Source organism: Arthrobacter sp. UNC362MFTsu5.1, from assembly GCF_000685965.1.
GTDB lineage: Bacteria > Actinomycetota > Actinomycetes > Actinomycetales > Micrococcaceae > Arthrobacter.
This window is the reverse complement of the sequence record NZ_JMLE01000002.1, coordinates 116361-138719: the sequence shown is the minus strand read 5'-3', so window position 1 is coordinate 138719 and position 22359 is coordinate 116361. Positions and strand designations below refer to the sequence as shown.

The following is a 22359-nucleotide window of genomic DNA, read 5'->3' as shown; positions in this document are numbered from 1 at the left end:
ATTTATTCGTCACGCACGAGGAGTACACATGGAAGTCTGGCCCGGATCGGCATACCCACTGGGAGCCACTTTTAACGGCACTGGCACGAACTTTGCGCTGTTCAGCGAAAGGGCCGACAAGGTGGAACTGTGCCTCTTCGACGACAAGGGCGCGGAGACCCGGATCGAGCTCCTCGAAGTGGACGGCTACGTCTGGCACTGCTACCTGCCGCACATCCAGCCCGGACAGAAATACGGATACCGCGTCCACGGCGCCTACGATCCCGACTCCGGCAACCGGTTCAACCCGAACAAGCTGCTGCTGGACCCCTACGCCAAGGCCGTGCACGGCCAGATCGACTGGGACCCCGCGCTGTTCTCCTACAACATGGGCGATCCCGATTCCCGCAATGACGCCGATTCCGCCGCCCACATGATGATGGGCGTGGTGATCAACCCGTTCTTCGACTGGGACGGCGACCACCTGCCCCGCGTCCCGTACCACAAGTCCGTGATCTACGAGGCCCACGTCAAGGGCCTGACCCAGCTGCACCCGGAGGTGCCGGAGGACCAGCGCGGCACCTACGCCGGCGTCGCCCACCCCTCGGTCATCTCCCACCTGCAGAAGCTGGGCGTCACGGCGATCGAGCTGATGCCGGTGCACCAGTTCGTCAACGACGGCATCCTGGAGGACAAGGGCCTCAACAACTACTGGGGCTACAACACCATCGGTTTCTTCGCCCCGCACAACAGCTACAGCTCCACCGGTGACACCGGCCAGCAGGTGCAGGACTTCAAAGCCATGGTCCGCTCGCTGCACCAGGCGGGCATCGAAGTGATCCTCGACGTCGTTTACAACCACACCGCCGAAGGCAACCACCTAGGCCCCACTCTGTCCTTCAAGGGCATCGACAACGCCGCCTACTACCGGCTCATGGACGGCGACGAGAAGCACTACATGGACTACACGGGCACCGGCAACTCGCTCAACGTCCGCCACCCCCACTCGCTGCAGCTCCTGATGGATTCCCTGCGTTACTGGGTCACGGAAATGCACGTGGACGGTTTCCGGTTCGACCTCGCCTCCACCCTGGCGCGCGAATTCTATGACGTGGACAAGCTGTCCACCTTCTTCGAACTCATCCAGCAGGATCCGGTAGTGTCCCAGGTCAAGCTGATCGCCGAGCCGTGGGACGTCGGCCCCGGCGGCTACCAGGTGGGCAACTTCCCGCCGCAGTGGACGGAATGGAACGGCAAGTACCGCGACACGGTCCGCGACTTCTGGCGCGGAGAGCCGGCGACGCTTGGCGAATTCGCCTCCAGGATCACCGGCTCCGCCGACCTCTACGAGCACTCCGGCCGCCGTCCGGTCGCTTCGATCAACTTCGTCACCGCCCACGACGGCTTCACCCTGCAGGACCTGGTGTCCTACAACGAGAAGCACAATGAAGCCAACGGGGAAGACAACAACGACGGCGAATCGCACAACCGCTCGTGGAACTGCGGCGCCGAAGGCCCCACTGACGATCCCAAGGTCCTGGGCCTCCGCGCCCGGCAGCAGCGCAACTTCATCGCCTCGCTGCTGCTTTCGCAGGGTGTGCCGATGATCCTGCACGGCGACGAACTGGGCCGCACCCAGCAGGGCAACAACAACGGCTACTGCCAGGACTCCGAGCTGACCTGGATCAACTGGGACAACGTGGACCAGCCGCTGGTGGAATTCACCGCCGCCGTGAACGCCCTCCGGCACAAGCACCCCACCTTCCGGCGCAGCCGCTTCTTCGACGGCAGGCCGGTCCTCCGCGGCGAGGGCGAACGGCTTCCGGACATCGAATGGCTGGACGTTGACGGCTCCACCATGAAGCCCGAGGACTGGGACAGCGGCTTCGGCCGCTCGGTGGGCATGTTCCTCAACGGCGACGGCATCCGCGGCCGGGACGAACGCGGCCGCCGCATCACCGACGTCAACTTTGTGCTCTACTTCAACGCGCACGACGACGAAGTGAAGTTCACGCTGCCGTCCGACGAATACGCGCCCGCCTGGGACATCATCATCGACACTGCAGGGCACAACGCGGATACCGAACCGGTGGAAGCCGGAGACGCACTGCCCGTGGCCGCCAAGTCCCTCGTGGTACTCCGCGCCCACAGCGTCCCGGAAACGGAACCGGACCACTCGGTGGCGGCATCGCTCGCGGCCCTGTCCCAGACAACCACCAGCGACACCGCGGCACTCACCACGCCGGCCATCCCGGAACCCGCGCAGACCAGGAAGATAAAGGCGAAGGGCAAGGCGGATTCATGAGGACGCCTGTCTCCACCTACCGGCTCCAGATCCGCCCTTCCTTTACGCTCCAGGACGCTGCGGCCCAGGTTTCCTACCTGAAGTCGCTGGGCGCGGACTGGATCTACCTGTCCCCGATCCTGACGGCTGAAAAGGGGTCGGACCACGGGTACGACGTCACGGACCCGTCCGCGGTGGACCCCGACCGCGGCGGCCCCGACGGCCTCGAAGCGGTGTCCCGGGCGGCCCGGGACGCCGGCATGGGCGTGCTCGTGGACATCGTGCCCAACCACGTGGGAGTGGCGTCGCCGTACCAGAACCCCTGGTGGTGGTCCCTCCTCAAGGAAGGGCGGAAGTCCCGTTACGCGGAAGCGTTCGACGTCGACTGGGACGTCGCAGGCGGACGCATCCGGCTCCCTGTGCTGGGAAGCGATGACGAGCTGGACAAGCTCGAAGTCCGCGACGGCGAGCTCCGCTACTACGACCACCGTTTCCCGCTGGCCGACGGCAGCTACACCGACGGGGACGACCCCCGCGACGTCCACGACCGCCAGAACTACGAACTCGTGGGCTGGCGCCGCGCGGACAACGAGCTCAACTACCGCCGCTTTTTCGCCGTCAATACGCTGGCCGGCATCCGGGTGGAAGTCCCCCGGGTATTCGACGAAGCGCATGCCGAAGTGGTCCGCTGGTTCCGCGAGGGGCTGGCGGACGGACTCCGGATCGACCACCCGGACGGGCTGGCCGACCCGGAGGGCTACCTGCGGCGGCTCCGCGAAGCGACCGGCGGCAGGTACCTGCTGATCGAGAAGATCCTGGAACCGGGGGAGGAGCTGCCGGCTTCGTTCGAGTGCGAAGGCACCACCGGCTACGACGCCCTGGCGGACGTGGACCGGCTTTTCGTGGACCCTTCGGCGGAGGCGGCCCTTGACCAGCTCGACGGCAGGCTCCGCGGCGGAGAACCGGCAGACTACGAGGAGATGATCCGCGGAACCAAGCGCCGGATCACCGACGGTATCCTGCACTCGGAGATCCTCCGGCTGGAGCGGCTTATTCCGTCCGGAACCGACCCCGCCGGGACGGTGCTGGATGGCGGGCGGGCTGCTGATGCCATCTCCGAGATCATTGCCGCCTTCCCCGTGTACCGGACCTACCTCCCGTACGGCGAGGAAGTCCTGAAGGAAGCCTGCAGCCTGGCTGCGCGGAACCGGCCCGACCTGGCACCCGCGGTGGACCTCCTGCAGCCGCTGCTGCTGGATGCCGGTTCGGCGCTGGCACAGCGCTTCCAGCAAACCTCCGGCATGGTGATGGCCAAGGGCGTGGAGGACACCGCGTTCTTCCGCTACACCCGGCTGGGCACCCTGACCGAGGTGGGTGCCGACCCCACCGAGTTCGCCCTTGACCCGGCGGAATTCCACCACCGGATGGCGCGGCGTGAAGCCGAACTGCCGTTGTCCATGACCACGCTCAGCACCCACGACACCAAGCGCAGCGAGGACACCCGGGCCCGGATTTCGGTGATCTCCGAGTTCGTGACCGAATGGGAGCAGGTCCTGGCCAAACTGCAGGAACTTGCCCCGCTGCCTGACGGGCCGTTGGCCAGCCTGCTGTGGCAGGCCATCGCGGGGGCGTGGCCCGCCTCCCGGGAACGCCTGCAGCAATACGCCACCAAGGCTGCCCGCGAGGCCGGCAATTCCACCGACTGGCTGGACCCGAACGAGGCGTTTGAGCAAAAGCTGGCCGCCGCCGTCGATGCCGCGTTCGACAACCCGGATGTGCGTGCCGAACTGGAGGCCTTCGTGGCACTCCTGGAACCGTACGGCGCCGCCAACGCGCTGTCCGCGAAACTGGTGCAGCTGACCATGCCGGGCGTCCCCGACGTGTACCAGGGCACCGAGTTCTGGGACCGCTCGCTCACCGATCCGGACAACCGCCGCACCGTCGACTTCGCCGCGCGGCAGCGGGCGCTGGACGCGCTCGACGCCGGCGAGCCTCCGGCATCGTACCGGGACGACGCAGCCAAGCTGCTGGTGACCTCACGGGCGCTCCGGCTCCGGCGCGACCAGCCTGAGCTCTTCACTGGCTACACGGCAGTCACAGCTTCCGGTCCGGCCGCCGGGCACGTGGTGGCGTTCAGCCGCGGAACCGGCGAGTCTGCCGGCGCCCTGACCTTGGCCACCAGGCTGCCGCGCGGGCTGGAACAGTCCGGCGGCTGGCAGGACACCTCGGTGGAGCTGCCGGCAGCCATGACGGACGAACTCACAGGCAACGGCTTCGGACCTGGCACGGTCCGCGTTGCGGACATCCTGGCCGGGTACCCTGTAGCGTTGCTCGTTCCTGACGCTGCCCCTGCCGCCACTGCTGCGGCCCACGGATCGGAGAACCGCTGATGACGCGGCCCCTGAGCGGAAGCGGACGCTTCGACATCTGGGCCCCCGACGTCACCGCCATCACCCTGCTGGCTGAGGGCGCCGAGTACCCCATGAGCCGGCGCGACGGCGGCTGGTGGACCGCCCCGGACGCCCCGGCCGACGGGGAAGTGTTCTACGGCTACCTGCCAGGGACGGACACCACTCCGTTGCCGGACCCCCGGTCCCGCCGCCAGCCCGAGGGCGTCCACTCACTGTCCCGTACCTTTGACCCGTCCGCCCATGAGTGGGCGGACGGGGACTGGTCCGGCCGGGAGCTTCAGGGTGCCGTCATCTACGAACTGCACATCGGGACCTTCACGCCCGAAGGAACCCTGGAGGCAGCCGCCGGAAAGCTGGGCTACCTCAAGGACCTCGGCGTCGACTTCGTTGAGCTCCTGCCGGTCAACGGCTTCAACGGCACCCACAACTGGGGCTACGACGGCGTCCTCTGGTACACCGTCCATGAGGGCTACGGCGGCCCGGCGGCGTACCAGAGCTTCGTGGACGCCGCCCACGGCGCAGGCCTGGGCGTCATCCAGGACGTGGTCTACAACCACCTCGGCCCCAGCGGGAACTATCTGCCGAAGTTCGGGCCCTACCTCAAGTCCGGGGAGGGGAACACCTGGGGCGACTCGGTGAACCTGGACGGGAACGGCTCCGACGAGGTCCGCCGCTACATCCTGGACAACGCGGCCATGTGGCTCCGGGATTACCACGTTGACGGTCTGCGGATCGACGCCGTGCATGCCTTCAAGGACGAGCGCGCGGTCCACCTCCTCGAGGAATTCGGTGCCCTGGGGGACGCAGTGGCCGCGGAAACCGGCCGGCCGATCACCATGATCGCGGAGTCGGACCTCAACAACCCCCGCCTGCTGTACCCCCGCGATGTCAACGGCTACGGGCTGGAGGGGCAGTGGAGCGACGACTTCCACCACGCCGTCCACGTGAACGTCAGCGGTGAGACCGCAGGGTATTACAGCGACTTCGACTCATTGGGTGCCCTGGCCAAGGTCCTGCGGGACGGCTTCTTCCACGACGGCAGCTACTCCAGCTTCCGCGGCCGGCACCACGGGCGGCCCATCAACACGTCGCTCGTACACCCCGCCGCCCTGGTGGTGTGCAGCCAGAACCACGACCAGATCGGCAACCGCGCCACGGGCGACCGGCTTTCCCAGTCGCTGTCCTACGGCCAGTTGGCCCTGGCCGCTGTCCTCACGCTGACGTCGCCCTTCACTCCCATGCTCTTCATGGGCGAGGAATACGGTGCCACCACGCCCTGGCAGTTCTTCACCTCCCACCCGGAGCCGGAGCTGGGCAAGGCGACGGCGGAAGGCCGCATCAAGGAGTTCGAGCGCATGGGGTGGGACCCCGCCGTCGTGCCTGATCCCCAGGATCCGGAGACCTTCAACCGGTCGAAACTGAACTGGGCCGAGGCCGCCGGGGGCGACCACGCCCGCCTCCTGGACCTCTACCGTGCACTGACCGCGCTGCGCCGCACCACTCCGGAACTGGCCGGCCTGGAGTTCGCGGACACCGTGGTGGACTTCAGCGAGGACGAGCGCTGGCTGCGGTTCCGCCGCGGAGACGTCCAGGTGGCACTGAACTTCTCGGAGCAGGCGGTCAAGCTCGGGGACACTGCGGGCTCAGTGCTGCTCGCCACCGACGAGGCTACGGCCTTGCACGGCGGGGCACTGGTGCTGGCTCCGTGGAGTGCGGCCATCCTGAAGGGCTGACTTCAGGGGTCTGCTGCCGGGTTTGGTTGTTGCCGCGCCGCGGGATGTTCAGGGCTTTTCCTGTCAGCCCGCGGCGTAACAACGGACTTGTTGGCTGTAGGCTGCGTCACAGCTGGCAGGATTGCAGGTATGACTTATTCTGCAGCGGACAACCGCTATGAATCCATGCCCTACCGCCGCGTGGGACGCAGCGGCCTCAAACTTCCTGCCATTTCCCTTGGCCTCTGGCACAACTTCGGCGACGACAAGCGCTTCGACGAGCAGCGCGCCATCCTCCGCCGCGCCTTCGACCTCGGCGTCAACCACTTTGACCTCGCCAACAACTACGGCCCGCCGGACGGCTCGGCGGAAACCAACTTCGGCCGCCACCTGCAGGACGACTTCAAGCCCTACCGCGACGAACTGGTCATCTCCACCAAAGCGGGTTACTACATGTGGCCCGGCCCCTACGGCGAGTGGGGCTCCCGCAAATACCTGATCTCCAGCCTGGACCAGTCGCTGCAGCGCATGGGCCTGGACTACGTGGACATCTTCTACAGCCACCGCCCCGATCCGGAAACGCCCATGGAGGAAACCATGGGCGCGCTGGACTACGCCGTGCGCTCGGGCAAGGCCCTGTACGCGGGCATCTCCTCCTACACCCCGGAACAGACCCTCGAGGCCGCCCGGATCCTGAAGGAGCTCGGCACCCCGCTGCTCATCCACCAGCCCAGCTACTCCATGCTGAACCGCTGGACCGAGAACGGCGCCCCCAACCTGTACGAGGCGCTGGACCAGGTGGGTGCAGGTTCCATTGCGTTCTCCCCGCTCGCCCAGGGCATGCTGACGGACCGCTACCTGAACGGCGTCCCGGCCGATTCGCGCGCGGCCAAGGACCGCTTCCTGTCCGAGTCCGCCCTGACCGAGGACAAACTGGACCGGGTCCGCGGGCTTAATAAGATCGCCGCCGGCCGCGGGCAGTCGCTGGCTCAGATGGCCATCGCCTGGATCCTCCGCGACCAGCCCAAGGGGTCTCCCGTGACGTCCGCGCTGGTAGGCGCATCCAGCGTCAAGCAGCTGGAGGACACCCTGTCCGCTATCAACAACCTGGCGTTCTCGCTGGAGGAGCTGAAAGCGATCGACGAGTTCGCCGTCGAATCCGACATCAACCTCTGGGCCCAGAGCCGCTCCTAACGCAGCCGCTCCCAACGCGGCCGCGCGTAACAAAGCGTGCGTAACAGAACTGTCCGTGACAGTACGCCGGGGCCGGGAACAACTCCGGCCCCGGCGGCGTTGGCTACAATGCAAGGGCGCCCAATGGCGCCGTGCCCATCAGCCGCCGTCGCACATCAGAGTGCAGCCGCGCCGGGCACTGAAGTTTGTTCTCAAAGGAGTTCCGTGTCTTCAAATCCGATTCGTGTTGCCATTGTTGGCGTGGGTAACTGCGCTGCGTCCCTGGTCCAGGGTGTCCATTACTACCGGGATGCCGACCCCCAGGCCACGATTCCCGGTCTGATGCACGTGGAGTTCGGCAAGTACCACGTCAACGATGTTCAGTTCGTTGCGGCCTTCGATGTGGACGGCAAGAAGGTCGGAGTCGACCTCGCCGACGCCATCCTGGCCAGCGAAAACAACACCATCAAGATCGCCGACGTTCCCCCCACCGGTGTCACGGTCCAGCGCGGCCACACCCTGGACGGCCTCGGCAGGTACTACCTCGAGACCATCGAGCAGTCCCCGGCCGAACCGGTCGATGTTGTCCAGGCCCTCAAGGACGCCAAGGCTGACGTCATGGTCTGCTACCTGCCCGTTGGTTCGCAGGAAGCCGCCGAGTTCTACGCGCAGGCCGCAATCGATGCGGGCGTGGCGTTCGTCAACGCCCTGCCGGTGTTCCTCGCCGGCACCAAGGAGTGGGCCGACAAGTTCACCGCTGCCGGTGTGCCGATCGTGGGCGATGACATCAAGAGCCAAATCGGTGCCACCATCACGCACCGCGTCATGGCCAAGCTGTTCGAGGACCGCGGCGTCACGCTGGACCGCACGTACCAGCTCAACGTCGGCGGCAACATGGACTTCAAGAACATGCTCGAGCGCGACCGCCTCGAGTCCAAGAAGATCTCCAAGACCCAGGCCGTGACCTCCAACGTCGAGGCCGAACTGGCTGCCAAGGACGTGCACATCGGCCCCTCGGACTACGTCCAGTGGCTCGATGACCGCAAGTGGGCCTTCGTCCGCCTCGAGGGCCGCAACTTCGGCGACGCCCCCGTGTCGCTCGAGTACAAGCTGGAGGTCTGGGACTCACCCAACTCCGCCGGCGTGATCATCGACGCCATCCGTGCGGCCAAGATCGGCCTGGACCGCGGCATCGGCGGCCCGCTGCTCTCCGCCTCCAGCTACTTCATGAAGTCCCCGCCGGAGCAGTTCAACGACGACCTCGCCCGTGAAAAGGTCGAGGCCTTCATCCGCGGAGACCTGGAGCGCTAAACCCGTTCCTCCTTCCGCACAACGCTCTCTCACTTTTGGCGGGTTTCGGCGCGACGCTCTCTCGCTTTTGAACTGGTGGGGGAGCGTCGTGCCTTAAGCGTCCTGTTCATAGCGCCGGATCGCGTGGCTGGCCTGGGCCAGGGCGAGGAGCCGCAGCAGCAGCTGGCTGTGCATGTGCATGCCGACGGCGGCCGTCAGAATGAGCTCATCGACGCTGTCCGGGGCCGTCGTGGCCGCAATATCGACCCCCGCAACGTCGTCCATGGCCTTGCTGTAAGTGTCCAGGAGTTCGCCGGGCACCTGGATGTTGAGGCTCTCCATCAACTCCAGATGGGCATTCAACGCGTTCCGGGCATCACTGGGGAAATCAGGCCAGGCCCTAAGACGCACGACGGCGTCAGCCGGCCGGGCGCCGACCTCGCCACTGGCATTGGTGTAGGAGTCCAACTCCAGCACCACCCGCTGAACCGCCGCCAAGAGCTCAAGGCGCGTGGCGCCGTCGTCGGCCATTGTGAGGATGCCGCGAATCTGTTCGATGGTCAGACCGACTATCCGGCGGAGCGACTGGATCAGTTCCAGGCGTTCGACGTGCCGCGCTGAATATTGTGCGCGCGTGGCATGGACGGCCGCTCCCGGTGGCAGGAGGCCTTCGCGCAGGTAGTACTTGATGCTCGCGGCCGAGACTCCCGACCGCTCGCTCAGTTCCTTCAGCTGCATACCGGACATCCTTCCTGCGGGTCCCGAAGCCATCGGATAGCAGACCCGGCGCCAGCTATCCTGATGTACACGCATTGGATAGTGGCTCTATCCTAAAGCCATGGAGCACTGGAATGTACTGCTTGTCAGCCACGTCATTGCCGCGCTGTTCGTCCTGGTCATTGGACCCTTTCAAATCCTGCGCAGGCGCCGTGACCGCATCCACCGCACGATGGGCTACCTGTGGGTGGCCGCCATGTACTACGTCTGCGTCAGCAGTTTCTGGATTGTGACCGCCGGACATTTCACCTGGCTGCACGGGCTGTCGGCGTTCACCATCGTGACCGTGACCCTTGGGCTCGTCAGCGCCATCCGCCGCAACATCCCCTCGCACCTGGGGAACATGATCGGGAGCTACATCGGCATTGCCGTGGCGTTCGTTTTTGCCGTTGCGGTGCCGGGACGGGCCATTCCGCAGCTCCTCGCCGAGGACCCGGGTACCGCGGCATATGTTGCAGCTCTGGTGGTGCTGAGTGTGTTGATCACGTTCGTATCGCTGAAGCGCGGCGGACGTGCGGGTAAGGCGACCCCGTCGACGGATGGAACGCTCTCTCACTCCCTGCGCGTTTAGTACCGACCCTCTCTCACTTGTGGTGGGTCCCCGGCGGACCCTCGCTCACCCGGCGTCGGCGAAACCGGACGCCTGGGGGTGATCCAGCCATGCGGTGCGCAGTATCCGCTTGATCTTCCTGACGGCCGGTTGGCAACTGTCAGCAAGGTCATCCTTGTCGAGGATCAGGACCGTCCAGCCAGCCGACTCGAACGCCTTGTCCCGCCGCCGGTCGCTGAGGATCCGGGCGTCAAGAAGGTGATGCTCGCCGTCGTACTGGATGGCGAGGCGCCGATGGCGGTACCCGAGGTCGGCGGTCGCCGAGACGGCGTCGCCGGGGCGCAATGCAAGTTGGAGATCCGGCTCGGGGAGGCCCGCGTCGGCCATCGCCAGGCGGAGAAGCGTTTCCGGGGCGGAGTCGGAACCGACCCGCATGAGATCCAACGCTTCGCGGGCACGCATCACACCCTGCAGGTTTGGGTGGCGACCCACCAGAGCACGGAGTCCGACCAGGGTGTCATAGGGCTGTGTCCGATCCTCGAAGGACTCACGCGGGATGCGGATCAACTGGTCGCCCATGCACACCAGGTCGCTGACCGACACCCGTCGCGCCAGGTCCAGCCAGGTCCGCGACCGGGTGCTGATACGCATGCCGTCGATGGACTCGATCTCGTCATCCAGGGCCAGCACGGTGTGGCCGAAGATCCCGTTACGGCGAACCGAGGGCAATGACCGCGGCTTGCTCAAATGCAGCTCCGTTGAGTCCGCCAGCCAAGGCGGCAATAGCTGGCAGTGAAGCCGTGGGCGCCGGGAAGTGAGAGTGGGTTTAGAAGAGGCCGAGGGGCTTGCCCGTGTCGTCCACGTCCATCCGCAGGGCTGCCGGGACCTTGGGCAGGCCCGGCATGGTCATCACGGCCCCCGTTAGCGCCACGATGAACCCTGCCCCGGTCTTGGGTATCAGGTCCCGGACATGAACCGTGAACCCTTTCGGCGCACCCAGCTTCGTGGCGTCGTCGCTGAAGGAGTACTGAGTCTTGGCCATGCACACGGGCATGCCGGCCCAGCCGTTCTTCTCGATTTCGGCCAGGCGCTTGAGCGCGGGAACGGAGAAGTCCACGCCGTCGGCCCCGTACATTTCCTGAACGATGGTGCGGATCTTGTCCTCCACAGACAGTTCCAGCGGATACAGGTGCCGGAAACTGTGCGGTGCCTCCAGCGCTGCGAGCACCTTGGCGGCCAGATCGTCGCCGCCGTCCCCGCCCCCGCCACGGCCCCAGACGTCTGCCACAGCTGCCTGCACGCCTTCGCCGGCGCACCATTCCAGCAGCCAGTCGAGCTCCTCCTGGGTGTCCGTCGTGAACTTGTTGACGGCAACCACGGGGGTGATTCCGAACTTCTCCACGTTGCGGATGTGCCGCCGAAGGTTGGCCGTGCCGGAGGCCAGCGCCTCCGCGTTGGGCTCCTTCAGCCGTTCCTTGGCCACCCCGCCGTGCATCTTGAGTGCGCGGACAGTTGCCACGAGCACGACGGCGGATGGCGCCACGTCCGCCACCCTCGCCTTGATGTCCATGAATTTTTCGGCCCCCAGATCGGCGCCGAAGCCGGCTTCGGTTACCACGATGTCCGCGAGCCGCCGGGCGGTCTGGGTAGCGATCAGCGAGTTGCAGCCGTGTGCGATGTTGGCGAACGGGCCGCCGTGCACCAGGGCGGGAGTGCCGGCGATGGTCTGCACGAGGTTGGGCTTGATGGCATCCCGAAGCAGCAAGGTCAGGGCACCCTGGACGCCGAGGTCCGCCACCGTGACGGGCTCACGGTCATAGGTGTAGCCGAAGGTGATGCGGCCCAGCCTGCCGCGGAGATCCGCAATGTCCGTGGCCAGGCAGAAGACCGCCATGATCTCCGAGGCCACCGTGATATCGAAGCCGTCCTGCCGCGGAATACCCTGGGCCGGTCCGCCCAGGCCGATCACCACTTCGCGGAGCGAACGGTCATTCATGTCCAGGACCCGCTTGAAGGTCATCCGGCGGGGATCGATGTTGAGTTCGTTGCCCTGGAAGATGTGGTTGTCCACCAGGGCCATGAGCGCATTGTTCGCCGAGGTGATGGCGTGGAAGTCCCCGGTGAAGTGCAGGTTGATTTCCTCCATCGGGAGCACCTGCGAGTAACCGCCGCCGGTGGCACCGCCCTTCATGCCCAGGACGGGCCCCAGGGACGGCTCACGCAGCGCGATCATCACCTTCTGCCCGGCCCGCGCCAGGGAATCCGCCAGGCCCACGGTGGTGGTGGACTTTCCCTCGCCCGCCGGTGTGGGGGACATCGCCGAAACCAGCACCACCTTGCCCGGCAGGCGGCCGGGCGCGCCTTCCTGTAACAACAGCTTCGCCGGATCGATCTTTGCCTTGTACCGGCCGTGGAGTTCCAGGGCATCGGCGCTGATGCCTGCCGCGGCGGCGATTTCCTCGATGGGCCGCATGGTGGCGCGCTGGGCGATTTCCAGGTCACTCATGACGTTGTTGTCAGACATCGTTGTCCTTCAGTTCGTGGCTTCAGGCAAAGCCGTTCGGGGGTCCCTCCCGGCACTCCCGGCTAAGGCGTGTGGCCCGCCGGAATTCTGTGAGTATCAATGTACTGGTCGACGGCGGCATGGTAGCTTTCCAGCGTGATCGCGGCGGTTCGCTGCCAGCCGAAGCCCTGGGCCTGCACGGCTGCCGCGCGGCCCATGTCCTCCCGCGTGGCGGGGTCGTCATAGAGCGCCTCCAGCACTTCGGCCCAGTCCGCGGCCTTGTGGCCGTCCACCAGCAGCCCGGTCCGGCCCTCGAAGATGGCCCGGGACAGCCCGCCCACGCGGGTAGCCACCACGGGTGTCCCGCAGGCCTGGGCTTCGAGCGCCACCAGTCCGAAGGATTCGCTGTATGAGGGCATCACCACCACGTCGGCCGAGCGGAACCAGTTGGCAAGCGCCGGTGCGTTCACCGGCGGATGGTGGGTGACGACGTCGTCCATTCCGGCGTCGCTGATCAGCGACTTCAGGTCGAAGTCCTTCGCCCCGCTGAGGGCGCCCAAAATGGTGACCTGCAGGTCGATGTCCGGGCGGCGGGCGCGGAGCAGGGCTGCTGCCTTGACGAGGACCTGCGGGCCCTTGAGCCGCTGGATCCGCCCGGCGAAGAGCAGGTGGAACTTGCCGGCGGGCACGCCGAGCCGGGCGCGGGAACGCGTCCGGAAGGCCGGTGTGAACACCGTCAGGTCCACGCCCGGGGGAGCGACGTCGATGTGGTCGAAGTCGGCGTTGTAATGGGAAACGAGCTCGGCGGCTTCGGCCGGCGTGTTCGCGATCAGCCGTGTGGCGCCGTCGACAATGCGGTGTTCGCCGTCCTCGCGCCGCCGCGGTTCGGGTTTTTCGCCGGAGTGCAGGAGCATGTTCTTGACCTTGGCCATCGTGTGCATGGTGTGCACCAGCGGCACGCCCCACAGCCGCGAAAGCTCCAGCCCGGCCACGCCGGAAACCCAGTAGTGCGAATGGATGAGATCGTACCGGCCGTGCGGCTGGCGCTGCCGGATCCGTTCGACTTCCTCCACCATGCTGTGCAGCAGCTCCGGAAGTTCCTCCTTGGGCAGCTTCCGCGGCGGCCCGGAGATCACGTTGTGGACGCACACCCCGGGATCCGGGTGTTCGACGGCGGGCTGTCCCGACGACGTGGACCGTGTGAAGATTTCCACTTCCACACCGCTGGCCGCCAGCGCCGACGCGAGCGCACGCACGTACACGTTCATGCCGCCGGCGTCACCGGAACCGGGCTGTTCCATGGGCGAGGTGTGCAGGGAGAGGAACGCGACACGTCGGATCAGAGTCACGGCTCTCCTTTCGGCTGGCGGAACTGCATCCGATAAAACACTACTCCTGAAGTGCCCCGGCCTTCACAGCGGACCGCATGCTGTGCGGCCCTCCCGCGCGGCATCCGCGGCCATCCTGCTAACGTGGCGGCTGTGAGCCCCACCGCAGACGCAACCACAGACTCAGCCGGCCCCACCGCCGGCATCGAAATCCGCCCGGCCACCGCTGCCGACTGGCCCGGCATGTGGACGATCCTCGAACCGGTCATCCGGGCCGGCGACACCTTCACCTGGGACCGTGGCACCACAGAGGACGAAGCCCGGGCCCGCTGGTTCAAGGACGCCCCGGGCCAGGCCTTCGTGGCCGTCCAGGACGGTGTGGTGCTCGGCACCGGCGAGCTGCACGCCAACCAGGGCGGGGGAGGCAGCCATGTGGCCAACGCCGGCTACATGGTCCACCCGGACCACGCCGGCAAGGGCCTGGCGAAGGCGCTCTGCGCCTACTCCCTGGACGCGGCCCGCGCGGCCGGCTTCCGCGCCATGCAGTTCAACGCCGTGGTGGAGAGCAACGTCCGCGCGGTGGCGGCCTGGCAGGGCATGGGGTTCGACGTCCTGGCCACCATCCCGGAGGCTTTCAACCACCCGACGCTGGGCTACGTGGGCCTGAAAGTGATGTACCGCAAGCTGTAGGACACGCCGGCTTCAGGGCTTCCGGCTTTCAGGCCCGCCGCGCCACAGCCGACGGAGCGCCGGGAAAGCCGCTTCATACCCGGCGAGAAGCTCGACGGCGCGTTCCCCGGAATCGATGAGCGGATGCAGCGCGAACGCCCGGACGGCGTCGTCACGGCGGCCATGCACCGCCGCGGACACCGTCAGCCGCTCCACCTCCTTGACCCGCTGCATGAGGGCCAGCTGGGCGTCCGCCGGACGGTCCTGCGGCACCGGCACCGCGCCGTCGGAGGTCACCACGCAGGGAACCTCGACGACGGCGTCCGCCGGCAGCCCGGGAACCGCACCGGCGTTCGGGGTGTTCAGGATGAGCTCGGCGCTCCCGCCGGACGCACCTCCGGAGGCACCTGCGGACGCCCCTCCTGACAGGGCACGCATTACCCCGAGGGCGACGCGCTCGTAGCCGCCGCCGGCGAGGTCGTCCTCGTCGCGCTGTTCGCCGCTGGCCCGAGCCTCGGCCAGGTAGCCTTCCTCGCGCGAACGGCGGGCCGCGTCCCACAGTTCGTAGGCCCGGGACCCGGCTGCGGCCAGCGCCGGGTACAGCCCGGACTGCTGCTCGTGGATCGATTCGCCGCGGGTCTGCCGCATGGTCCGGATGACCCCGACGGCCCGCACGGTGTCGTAGTAGTAATACAGGTACTCGTTCGGCAGGCAGCCCAGGGACTGAAGGAACGGCTGCGGGAAAAGCCTGCCCTCCTCGAAGCCGGCCAGCGCCTGCGCATCCGCCAGCAGTCCGGGCAGCAGATCCTTGCCGCCGGACTCCAGCCGGTACAGCCAGCCCAGATGGTTGAGCCCGTAGTAGCCCACGCCGTCGAGCTTTCCCTCGGGCAGCGGGGCGCCGGCAGCGCGGGCCGCCCGGTGAACCAGGGCGCCCGCCGAATCGCAGATGCCGATCACCCTGCTGCCCAGAACCGGGACCAGCGCCTCGGTGACCATTCCGGCGGGGTTGGTGAAGTTGACCAGCCAGGCCTCAGGACAGCGCCGCTTCATTTCGCGGGCGAGTTCCAGCATCCCGGGGATGGATCGCAGCGCATAGGAGATTCCGCCGGCGCCCGTGGTTTCCTGGCCCAGGAGGCCGAGGCCGAGGGCAACGCGTTCGTCGGCTATCCGGCCGGCTGTTCCACCCGGGCGGATGGCAGCGAACACCATGTCGGTGCCGTCAAGGCCTTCGGCCAGTGAGGTGGTGGTGCTGACCGCAGGGGCGGAGTGTCCGGATGAAGCCGCACCGCCGGATGGAGCCATCGATGACAGGACGGCGCTGATCGCGGCCAGCCGCAGGGGGTCGACGTCGAAAAGCACAAGCTCGCGCACCAGCCCTGCGAAGGGGCCGGCGGTGAGCGCCCGGTACACCAGCGGGACACGGAACCCGCCGCCACCGGCAATCATGAGCCGCATACCACGCAGTCTATTCGGCCGCCCGGCCCACCCGGCCCACCCAGCCGGCCCACGCCCTGCGGTGTACCGCGGCGGGGCACTTTGCAGTGGTGGCGGGAGGGCGTAGTCTGCCGAACATGGACGCGATACCAGAGCGCCGGTTCGACCCGCTCTCCGCCGTCCGCACTCCCGCGGACGGGAGCTTCGATCTGCTCCTGACCGGGACCGTTTTCCAGGACATCATCTTCACCGGCCTGCCCCATGCGCCGGAGCCGGGGACCGAAATCTGGAGCGAAGGCATGGGCAGCTGCCCCGGCGGTGTGGCCAACCAGGCCATCGCCGCGGCGCGCCTTGGCCTGCGCACCGGGCTGGCGGCCGCCTTCGGTGACGACGGCTACGGGGACTACAACTGGAAGATCCTGGCCGCCCAGGAACACGTGGACCTGTCCCTCTCCAAGCGCATCCCCGGCTGGCACTCACCCGTGACGGTCTCGCTCAGCGTTCAGCACGACCGCTCCATGGTGACGCACGGCCACCCGGCGCCGGTCACCTCATCGGAACTGATCGGCACACCGCCCGCCGCGCTCGCCGCCGTCGCCGACCTGGACGAGGAACTGGCCCCGTGGGCCATTGCCGCCAACAGCGCGGGGGTCAAACTGTTCGGCGACGTCGGCTGGGACGCCACCGGCAAATGGTCCTCCGCCCGGCTGGACAACCTGCAGCATTTCCACGCCTTTATGCCCAACCAGCGCGAGGCCATGGCCTTTACCGGCCGGGACACACCGTGGGCGGCACTGTATGCGCTCGCTGACCGGGTTCCGGTGGCCGTGGTGACCCTGGGGCCGCAGGGTGCCATGGCCGTGGACTCCGAAACGGGCGAAGAGGAATGGGTACCGTCCCTGCCGGTCTCCGCCTATGACCCCACCGGTGCGGGAGACTGCTTCGGTGCGGCCTTCATTGTGGGCAGCCTGGCGCGCTGGCCGCTTGCTGACCGGCTCCGCTTCGCCAACCTGTGCGCGTCCCTGGCGGTCCAGGAAGTGGGCGGTTCGCTGGCAGCGCCCGGCTGGGGCGACATTGCCGACTGGTGGAAGCGGGCCAACGCCAGGCCGGAACGGCAGAGCAGCCAGTGGCTGCGGCGCTTCAGCTTCCTGGAGGAAATCGTGCGCGACGTTCCCCCGCAGGCCCTGCGCCGGGCCACAGCCACGATCGCACACCTCTCCGACGCGTAGGCCGCGTCCCCCGTTCGGGACGGCGGGCCGAGGTTCAGCCCGGGGTGAGGACGCAGAATTCGTTGCCCTCCGGGTCGGCGAGGCACACCCATGGCACATCGCCCTGGCCGACGTCGGCGTCAGTGGCCCCGAGGGCCCGCAGCCGGGCCACCTCCGCCGACTGATCGTCACCCGGATACGGCATCAGGTCGAGATGGACACGGTTCCACACGGTCTCCACGCCGGACGTACGAAGTAGTTCGAGATACGGCCCGACACCTTGGGCCGAACGCAGCCTCGCATGATCATCGGTCACCTCGTGCAGGGTCCAGTCCGTGGCTTCGCTCCAGAACCGGGCCATGGACCGGGGATCCGCGCAATTGACCACCACCGTGGCGATGGGCCCGGTGTCCCGGTAGATCGGCCGCGGCTCCAGCACGCAGAACGCATTGCCCTCCGGGTCGGCAAGAACCGTCCACGGCACATCACCCTGGCCCACATCGGCCGGCGTCGCACCGAGCTCCAACAGGCGCGCTACCAACTCCTCCTTATGGACCTCAGAGGTGGTGGCAAGATCGAGGTGTGCGCGGTACTTCACTGTCTCGGGGTCCGGGACGGTGACCACATCGACGCACACTGCGGAGGGGTCCGGCCAGGTGAAGCCCACGGGTTCGACGTTGGTCACCCCCGGTCCCTCGCTGGAAACACCCCAGCCGAGCGCCTCGGCCCAAAACCGGCCCAGGGCTGAGTCATCCCGGGCCTTGAAATTCACTTGAACAAGTCGCAGTGCCATACCGCACGACCCTATACCCCGGTAATAGAGCCCACAGTGGTGGCACGCCTGGCAGAGTTAAGCCACCCGCCGCGGCGCTACTAGAATCACTAGGGTGACCTACCCAGCAGCAACCGGCGACTTCCGGTCCGTCCCGGACGCAACCCCTGGCCCCGCAAGCGAACCTTCCGCCAGCGAACGTTCAGCAGTGATCGACCTGGACGCCATCCGGCACAACGTCCGCCACCTGGCGGCCGTTGCCTCACCGGCGCAGGTCATGGCCGTCGTGAAGGCGGATGCCTACGGGCACGGTGCCGTTCCGGTGGCCCGGGCAGCGCTCGACGCCGGAGCCCGGTGGCTCGGTGTTGCGCACATCTCCGAAGCGCTCGCCCTGCGCGCCGCCGGCATCGAGGCGCCGCTGCTCGCGTGGCTGCACACACCGGACAGCAACTTCGGTGCCGCCGTCGCCGCCGGCATCGACATCGGCTGCTCCGGCTGGGAGCTGGAGCGGATTGTCCTGGCGGCCCGTGAACAGGAACGGCCGGCACGGGTCCACCTGAAGGTGGACACCGGCCTGGGCCGCAACGGCGCCACGCTGGAAGCCTGGGACAGCCTGGTGGGCGAGGCGATGGAATACCAGGACGAAGGCCTGCTCCGTGTGGTGGGAATCTTCTCCCACCTCGCCGTCGCCGACGAACCGGACCGCCCGGAAACGGACCAGCAGCTGCAGGCCTTCCGCGAAGTCCTAGCCATCGCCGAGGACGCCGGAGTGGACCCCGAAGTCCGCCACCTGGCCAACACTCCGGCCACGCTGTCCCGCCCGGACACACACTTCGACCTGGTCCGGGTAGGACTGGGCATCTACGGGCTCTCGCCCTTCGACGGCCAGTCGCCGGCCGAACTGGGGCTCCGCCCGGCCATGACCGTCCGCACCAAGGTGTCGCACTGCAAGGACGTCCCGGCCGGCCAGGGTGTTTCCTACGGACTCAACTACCGCACCTCCGGCACCAGCACCCTGGGACTGATCCCGCTTGGATACGCCGACGGCGTGCCGCGCGTTGCCACCGGCGGCCCTGTCCGGGTGGAGGGCCGGAACTACCCGGTGGTGGGCAGGATCGCCATGGACCAGATGGTGATCGACCTCGGACCCCTTGGCGTTTCGTCCGGCGGCGCGAGCCTGCTGGGAGCCGAAGCGGTCCTCTTCGGCGACGGCTCGGACGGCGGCCCGACGGCGGACGACTGGGCCCGCGCCGCCGGCACCATCAACTACGAGATCGTCACCCGGATCAGCCCGCGCGTCCCGAGGCGGTACGTCAACGAAAAACCGGCAGACGGGCCGGGTGAATCACTGTGAGCGATCCGCAGTGGGAGCTGTCCTTCACGGTGCAGACCGCCGAGGAAACCCATGCCCTCGCGGCCGCGCTCGGCGCCGCTCTTGGGGCCGGGGACCTGGTCATCCTGACGGGCGAACTCGGCGCCGGCAAGACCACCTTCACGCAGGGCCTCGGTGAGGGCCTGGGGGTGCGGGCCGGCATCATTTCGCCGACGTTCGTCCTGGTCCGCATCCATCCCAACCTTCCGGACGGGCCGCGTCCCGGCGGACCGGACCTGGTGCACGTGGACGCGTACCGGCTGGAAAGCGCGGCGGAAATCGATGACATCGACCTCGAAAACACGCTGGACAGCACCGTCACGGTGGTGGAGTGGGGCCGCGGACGCGTGGAACACCTCAGCGACAGCCTGCTCGACGTCGAACTGCACCGGCCGTTGGTAAGCTCACCCGACTCGGAGGACGGCGTGCTGGACTTCGATACGGACGACGACGACGAACCCCGCACCATCGTGATCCGCGGCTTCGGCCCGCGCTGGGCTGAGCAGCCCCTGCTGCCTGCCGCCTTGAAAGGGAATGACTGATGCTGATCCTTGCCATCGACACGTCAGCCGTGGCCAGTGCCGCCCTGGTTTCAGACGATGCGCCCGAAGGGGTGCTGGCGAGTTTCTCCACTGAGGACACCCGCAGCCATGCCGAAGTGCTGGCTCCGGGCATCGATGACATGCTCGCCGACGCAGGCGTGACAGGTGCGGACATCGACGCGATTGTGACCGGTGTCGGCCCGGGACCGTTCACGGGACTGCGGTCCGGAATTGCCACCGCGCGCACCCTGTCCTTCGTGTGGGGCAAACCCCTGTACGGCCTGATGAGCCTGGACGCCATGGCGCTGGAAGTGGCCGAATCGACGTCCGCCGTGCCGGAATTCCTGGTGGCAACGGATGCCCGGCGCAAAGAGGTGTACTGGGCCCGCTACTCACTCGCCGACGGCCAGCTGCCCCGGCTGGTTGACGGCCCGCACGTGGGGTTCGCGGCCGGGCTGCCCGACCTCCCTGCCTACGGAGCCGGCGCAGGGATCTATGAGGACGTCCTCCGCGCCGATCCGGACTTCAGCGCCGAGCAGCCCGACGCCCTCTACCTGGGCCAGTTCGCCCTTGCGCGGCTGGCCGCGGGGGAGCAGCTGCCGGACTCCACCCCGTTGTACCTCCGCGAGTCCGATGCCCAGGTCCCGGGTCCCCGGAAGCGTGCGCTGTGAGCGGGACGGCAGGCGGCGCCGCCGGCACCACCCCCGCCGGCGTGACATTGCGGGCCATGAGCGGTGCGGACATTCCTGCCGTGCACCTGCTTGAATGCAGGCTGTTCCCGGTGGACGCCTGGCCGCTCCACATGTTCCATGACGAACTGGCCCAGACCGAAACCCGCCACTACCTGGTGGCCGAGGCTGCCGGCGAAATCGTGGGCTATGCCGGACTGATGTGCATCGAACCGATCGCGGACGTGCAAACCATCGCCGTGGTGCCGGAGTGTGAAGGGCAGGGGATCGGCTCCGCCATGCTGACCGAGCTCATCGCCGAAAGCCGGCGGCGCCGCGCGGCGGACGTACTGCTGGAAGTCAGGGCGGACAACCCCCGGGCCCAGCAGCTCTACCGCCGCTTTGGCTTCGAACAGATCCACGTCCGCCCGCGGTATTACCGGGACGGGGTGGACGCCCTGATCATGCGCCTCCAGCTCCCGGACTCCGGCCTTGTGGCACGACCCGCGGCCACGGATACGACCCCCGACCACTTGACAGCCGCGGAGCCGGCCACGGAGGCAGACACACCATGAACCGAACGCAGCCACTCGTCCTCGGCATCGAATCATCCTGCGATGAGACAGGCGTGGGCATCGTGCGCGGAACGGCACTGCTCAGCAACACCGTGTCCTCTTCCATGGAGGAGCACGTCCGCTTCGGCGGCGTCATCCCCGAGATCGCGTCGCGCGCACACCTGGACGCCTTTGTGCCCACGCTCCAGGCATCCCTCGCGGAAGCCGGTGTCACGCTCGACGACGTCGACGCTATAGCCGTCACCTCCGGTCCGGGCCTGGCCGGGGCGCTGATGGTGGGGGTCTGCGCTGCGAAGGCGCTCGCCGTGGCCACCGGCAAGCCGCTGTATGCCATCAACCACCTGGTGGCCCACGTCGGCGTCGGCCTGCTGCAGGCGGGAAACAGCCTGCCGGAGGACGCCTTGCCTGAAAATTTGGGCGCCCTGCTGGTGTCCGGCGGCCACACCGAAATCCTCCGGATCAGGAGCATCACCGACGACGTCGAGCTGCTGGGCTCCACCATCGACGACGCCGCCGGGGAAGCCTACGACAAGGTGGCCCGGCTTCTGGGCCTCGGCTACCCGGGCGGACCGGCCATCGACAAACTTGCCCGGACCGGCAACGCCAAGGCCATCCGGTTCCCGCGCGGGCTGACGCAGCCCAAATACATGGGCACCGCGGACGAACCCGGCCCGCACCGCTACGACTGGTCGTTCAGCGGACTGAAGACCGCCGTCGCCCGCTGCGTGGAACAGTTCGAAGCACGCGGCGAGGAGGTGCCGGTCGCGGACATCGCAGCGGCGTTCCAGGAGGCTGTGGTGGACGTCATCACGTCCAAGGCGGTCCTCGCCTGCAGGGAATACGGCATCACCGAACTGCTGCTGGGCGGCGGAGTTGCCGCGAACTCACGGCTGCGCCAGCTCACCGAACAGCGGTGCAGTGCGGCCGGGATCCGGCTGACCGTCCCGCCGCTGGATCTGTGCACGGATAACGGTGCCATGGTGGCCGCCCTCGGGGCCCAGCTGGTCATGGCCGGCATCGAGCCCAGCGGCATCAGCTTCGCCCCGGATTCCTCCATGCCGGTCACAGCGGTATCCCTTCCCGCCTGACCCCGCCTGGTTCAACCCGGAGAG

The 22359-nt window shown here is 67.6% G+C and carries 19 protein-coding genes; 13 read left to right on the top strand and 6 right to left on the bottom strand.

The window, feature by feature from the left end; translation table 11 throughout:
• Window positions 1-28 precede the first annotated feature (28 nt).
• The 5 genes from glgX (at window position 29) to BS38_RS0103340 (ending at window position 8870) form a co-directional block, all read left to right on the top strand.
• Window positions 29-2284, top strand: a complete 2256-nt coding sequence (glgX, locus tag BS38_RS0103360) for a glycogen debranching protein GlgX (protein WP_028269531.1) — start codon at window positions 29-31, stop codon at window positions 2282-2284.
• Window positions 2281-4653: a malto-oligosyltrehalose synthase gene (treY, locus tag BS38_RS0103355; protein ID WP_028269530.1), complete on the top strand. Its 2373-nt coding sequence runs from the start codon at window positions 2281-2283 to the stop codon at window positions 4651-4653. The genes glgX and treY overlap by 4 nt, the downstream gene beginning before the upstream one ends.
• Window positions 4653-6407, top strand: coding sequence for a malto-oligosyltrehalose trehalohydrolase (gene treZ / locus BS38_RS0103350; protein ID WP_028269529.1), 1755 nt, complete (start codon window positions 4653-4655; stop codon window positions 6405-6407). The genes treY and treZ overlap by 1 nt, the downstream gene beginning before the upstream one ends.
• Window positions 6408-6536: 129 nt before the next feature.
• Window positions 6537-7580: an L-glyceraldehyde 3-phosphate reductase gene (gene mgrA / locus BS38_RS0103345; RefSeq protein ID WP_028269528.1), complete on the top strand. Its 1044-nt coding sequence runs from the start codon at window positions 6537-6539 to the stop codon at window positions 7578-7580.
• 204 nt (window positions 7581-7784) lie between these two features.
• Entirely contained in the window at window positions 7785-8870 is a 1086-nt protein-coding gene (locus tag BS38_RS0103340; RefSeq protein ID WP_028269527.1) for an inositol-3-phosphate synthase, read from the top strand.
• A gap of 93 nt (window positions 8871-8963) precedes the next feature.
• Here BS38_RS0103340 and BS38_RS0103335 read toward each other — a convergent pair whose 3' ends face one another.
• Window positions 8964-9587, bottom strand: a complete 624-nt coding sequence (locus BS38_RS0103335) for a MerR family transcriptional regulator (protein WP_028269526.1) — start codon at window positions 9585-9587, stop codon at window positions 8964-8966.
• Between the two features lie 100 nt (window positions 9588-9687).
• On the opposite strand from BS38_RS0103335, the gene BS38_RS0103330 reads away from it, so the two are divergent.
• Window positions 9688-10197 carry a DUF2306 domain-containing protein gene (locus BS38_RS0103330; RefSeq protein ID WP_028269525.1) on the top strand — a complete coding sequence of 170 codons (510 nt, stop codon included), beginning with the start codon at window positions 9688-9690 and terminating at the stop codon, window positions 10195-10197.
• Window positions 10198-10242: 45 nt separating this feature from the next.
• On the opposite strand, the gene BS38_RS24255 is transcribed toward BS38_RS0103330, so the two are convergent.
• The 3 genes from BS38_RS24255 to mshA all read right to left on the bottom strand — a co-directional run bounded on the left by BS38_RS24255 (window position 10243) and on the right by mshA (window position 14028).
• Window positions 10243-10923: an endonuclease domain-containing protein gene (locus BS38_RS24255; RefSeq protein ID WP_231511022.1), complete on the bottom strand. Its 681-nt coding sequence runs from the start codon at window positions 10921-10923 to the stop codon at window positions 10243-10245.
• A 79-nt stretch (window positions 10924-11002) separates the two neighbouring features.
• On the bottom strand, window positions 11003-12700 hold the full coding sequence (locus BS38_RS0103320) for a formate--tetrahydrofolate ligase (protein WP_028269524.1): 1698 nt from the start codon (window positions 12698-12700) through the stop codon (window positions 11003-11005).
• Window positions 12701-12762: 62 nt separating this feature from the next.
• Window positions 12763-14028, bottom strand: a complete 1266-nt coding sequence (mshA, locus tag BS38_RS0103315) for a D-inositol-3-phosphate glycosyltransferase (RefSeq protein ID WP_028269523.1) — start codon at window positions 14026-14028, stop codon at window positions 12763-12765.
• Between the two features lie 132 nt (window positions 14029-14160).
• Between mshA and BS38_RS0103310 the strand changes: the two genes are divergently transcribed.
• Entirely contained in the window at window positions 14161-14697 is a 537-nt protein-coding gene (locus tag BS38_RS0103310; protein ID WP_269319486.1) for a GNAT family N-acetyltransferase, read from the top strand.
• A gap of 12 nt (window positions 14698-14709) precedes the next feature.
• On the opposite strand, the gene BS38_RS0103305 is transcribed toward BS38_RS0103310, so the two are convergent.
• Window positions 14710-16131, bottom strand: a complete 1422-nt coding sequence (locus BS38_RS0103305; RefSeq protein ID WP_028269521.1) for a family 4 glycosyl hydrolase — start codon at window positions 16129-16131, stop codon at window positions 14710-14712.
• 116 nt (window positions 16132-16247) lie between these two features.
• Between BS38_RS0103305 and BS38_RS0103300 the strand changes: the two genes are divergently transcribed.
• A complete protein-coding gene (locus tag BS38_RS0103300; RefSeq protein WP_028269520.1) occupies window positions 16248-17339 on the top strand; it encodes a PfkB family carbohydrate kinase in 1092 nt (363 codons plus the stop codon).
• Between the two features lie 34 nt (window positions 17340-17373).
• Here the strand turns inward: BS38_RS0103300 and BS38_RS0103295 are convergent, their stop codons facing one another.
• Window positions 17374-18111 carry a VOC family protein gene (locus BS38_RS0103295; protein WP_028269519.1) on the bottom strand — a complete coding sequence of 246 codons (738 nt, stop codon included), beginning with the start codon at window positions 18109-18111 and terminating at the stop codon, window positions 17374-17376.
• 94 nt (window positions 18112-18205) lie between these two features.
• Here BS38_RS0103295 and alr point away from each other — a divergent pair, with 94 nt between their 5' ends.
• Genes alr through tsaD form a run of 5 tightly spaced genes read left to right on the top strand, consistent with a single transcriptional unit; the run spans window position 18206 to window position 22335 of the window.
• Window positions 18206-19444, top strand: coding sequence for an alanine racemase (gene alr / locus BS38_RS24250; protein WP_043437553.1), 1239 nt, complete (start codon window positions 18206-18208; stop codon window positions 19442-19444).
• Complete coding sequence (gene tsaE / locus BS38_RS0103285) at window positions 19441-20004, top strand: tRNA (adenosine(37)-N6)-threonylcarbamoyltransferase complex ATPase subunit type 1 TsaE (RefSeq protein WP_028269518.1); 564 nt, start codon at window positions 19441-19443, stop codon at window positions 20002-20004. Before alr ends, tsaE begins: the two co-directional genes overlap by 4 nt.
• Window positions 20004-20675 carry a tRNA (adenosine(37)-N6)-threonylcarbamoyltransferase complex dimerization subunit type 1 TsaB gene (gene tsaB, locus BS38_RS0103280; protein WP_028269517.1) on the top strand — a complete coding sequence of 224 codons (672 nt, stop codon included), beginning with the start codon at window positions 20004-20006 and terminating at the stop codon, window positions 20673-20675. The genes tsaE and tsaB overlap by 1 nt, the downstream gene beginning before the upstream one ends.
• Before the next feature lie 56 nt (window positions 20676-20731).
• A complete protein-coding gene (gene rimI, locus BS38_RS24245) occupies window positions 20732-21247 on the top strand; it encodes a ribosomal protein S18-alanine N-acetyltransferase (RefSeq protein WP_051628714.1) in 516 nt (171 codons plus the stop codon).
• Complete coding sequence (gene tsaD / locus BS38_RS0103270; RefSeq protein ID WP_028269516.1) at window positions 21244-22335, top strand: tRNA (adenosine(37)-N6)-threonylcarbamoyltransferase complex transferase subunit TsaD; 1092 nt, start codon at window positions 21244-21246, stop codon at window positions 22333-22335. The genes rimI and tsaD overlap by 4 nt, the downstream gene beginning before the upstream one ends.
• The last annotated feature ends 24 nt before the right edge of the window (window positions 22336-22359 follow it).

Coding starts and splice junctions, on each gene's coding strand:
- BS38_RS0103330 (WP_028269525.1), top strand. CDS start 9,688: ATGGAGCACTGGAATGTACTGCTTGTCAGCCACGTCATTGCCGCGCTG.
- BS38_RS0103335 (WP_028269526.1), bottom strand. CDS start 9,587: ATGCAGCTGAAGGAACTGAGCGAGCGGTCGGGAGTCTCGGCCGCGAGC.
- glgX (WP_028269531.1), top strand. CDS start 29: ATGGAAGTCTGGCCCGGATCGGCATACCCACTGGGAGCCACTTTTAAC.
- treY (WP_028269530.1), top strand. CDS start 2,281: ATGAGGACGCCTGTCTCCACCTACCGGCTCCAGATCCGCCCTTCCTTT.
- treZ (WP_028269529.1), top strand. CDS start 4,653: ATGACGCGGCCCCTGAGCGGAAGCGGACGCTTCGACATCTGGGCCCCC.
- BS38_RS0103305 (WP_028269521.1), bottom strand. CDS start 16,131: ATGCGGCTCATGATTGCCGGTGGCGGCGGGTTCCGTGTCCCGCTGGTG.
- mgrA (WP_028269528.1), top strand. CDS start 6,537: ATGACTTATTCTGCAGCGGACAACCGCTATGAATCCATGCCCTACCGC.
- BS38_RS0103300 (WP_028269520.1), top strand. CDS start 16,248: ATGGACGCGATACCAGAGCGCCGGTTCGACCCGCTCTCCGCCGTCCGC.
- tsaD (WP_028269516.1), top strand. CDS start 21,244: ATGAACCGAACGCAGCCACTCGTCCTCGGCATCGAATCATCCTGCGAT.
- tsaB (WP_028269517.1), top strand. CDS start 20,004: ATGCTGATCCTTGCCATCGACACGTCAGCCGTGGCCAGTGCCGCCCTG.
- BS38_RS0103295 (WP_028269519.1), bottom strand. CDS start 18,111: ATGGCACTGCGACTTGTTCAAGTGAATTTCAAGGCCCGGGATGACTCA.
- rimI (WP_051628714.1), top strand. CDS start 20,732: ATGAGCGGTGCGGACATTCCTGCCGTGCACCTGCTTGAATGCAGGCTG.
- BS38_RS0103320 (WP_028269524.1), bottom strand. CDS start 12,700: ATGTCTGACAACAACGTCATGAGTGACCTGGAAATCGCCCAGCGCGCC.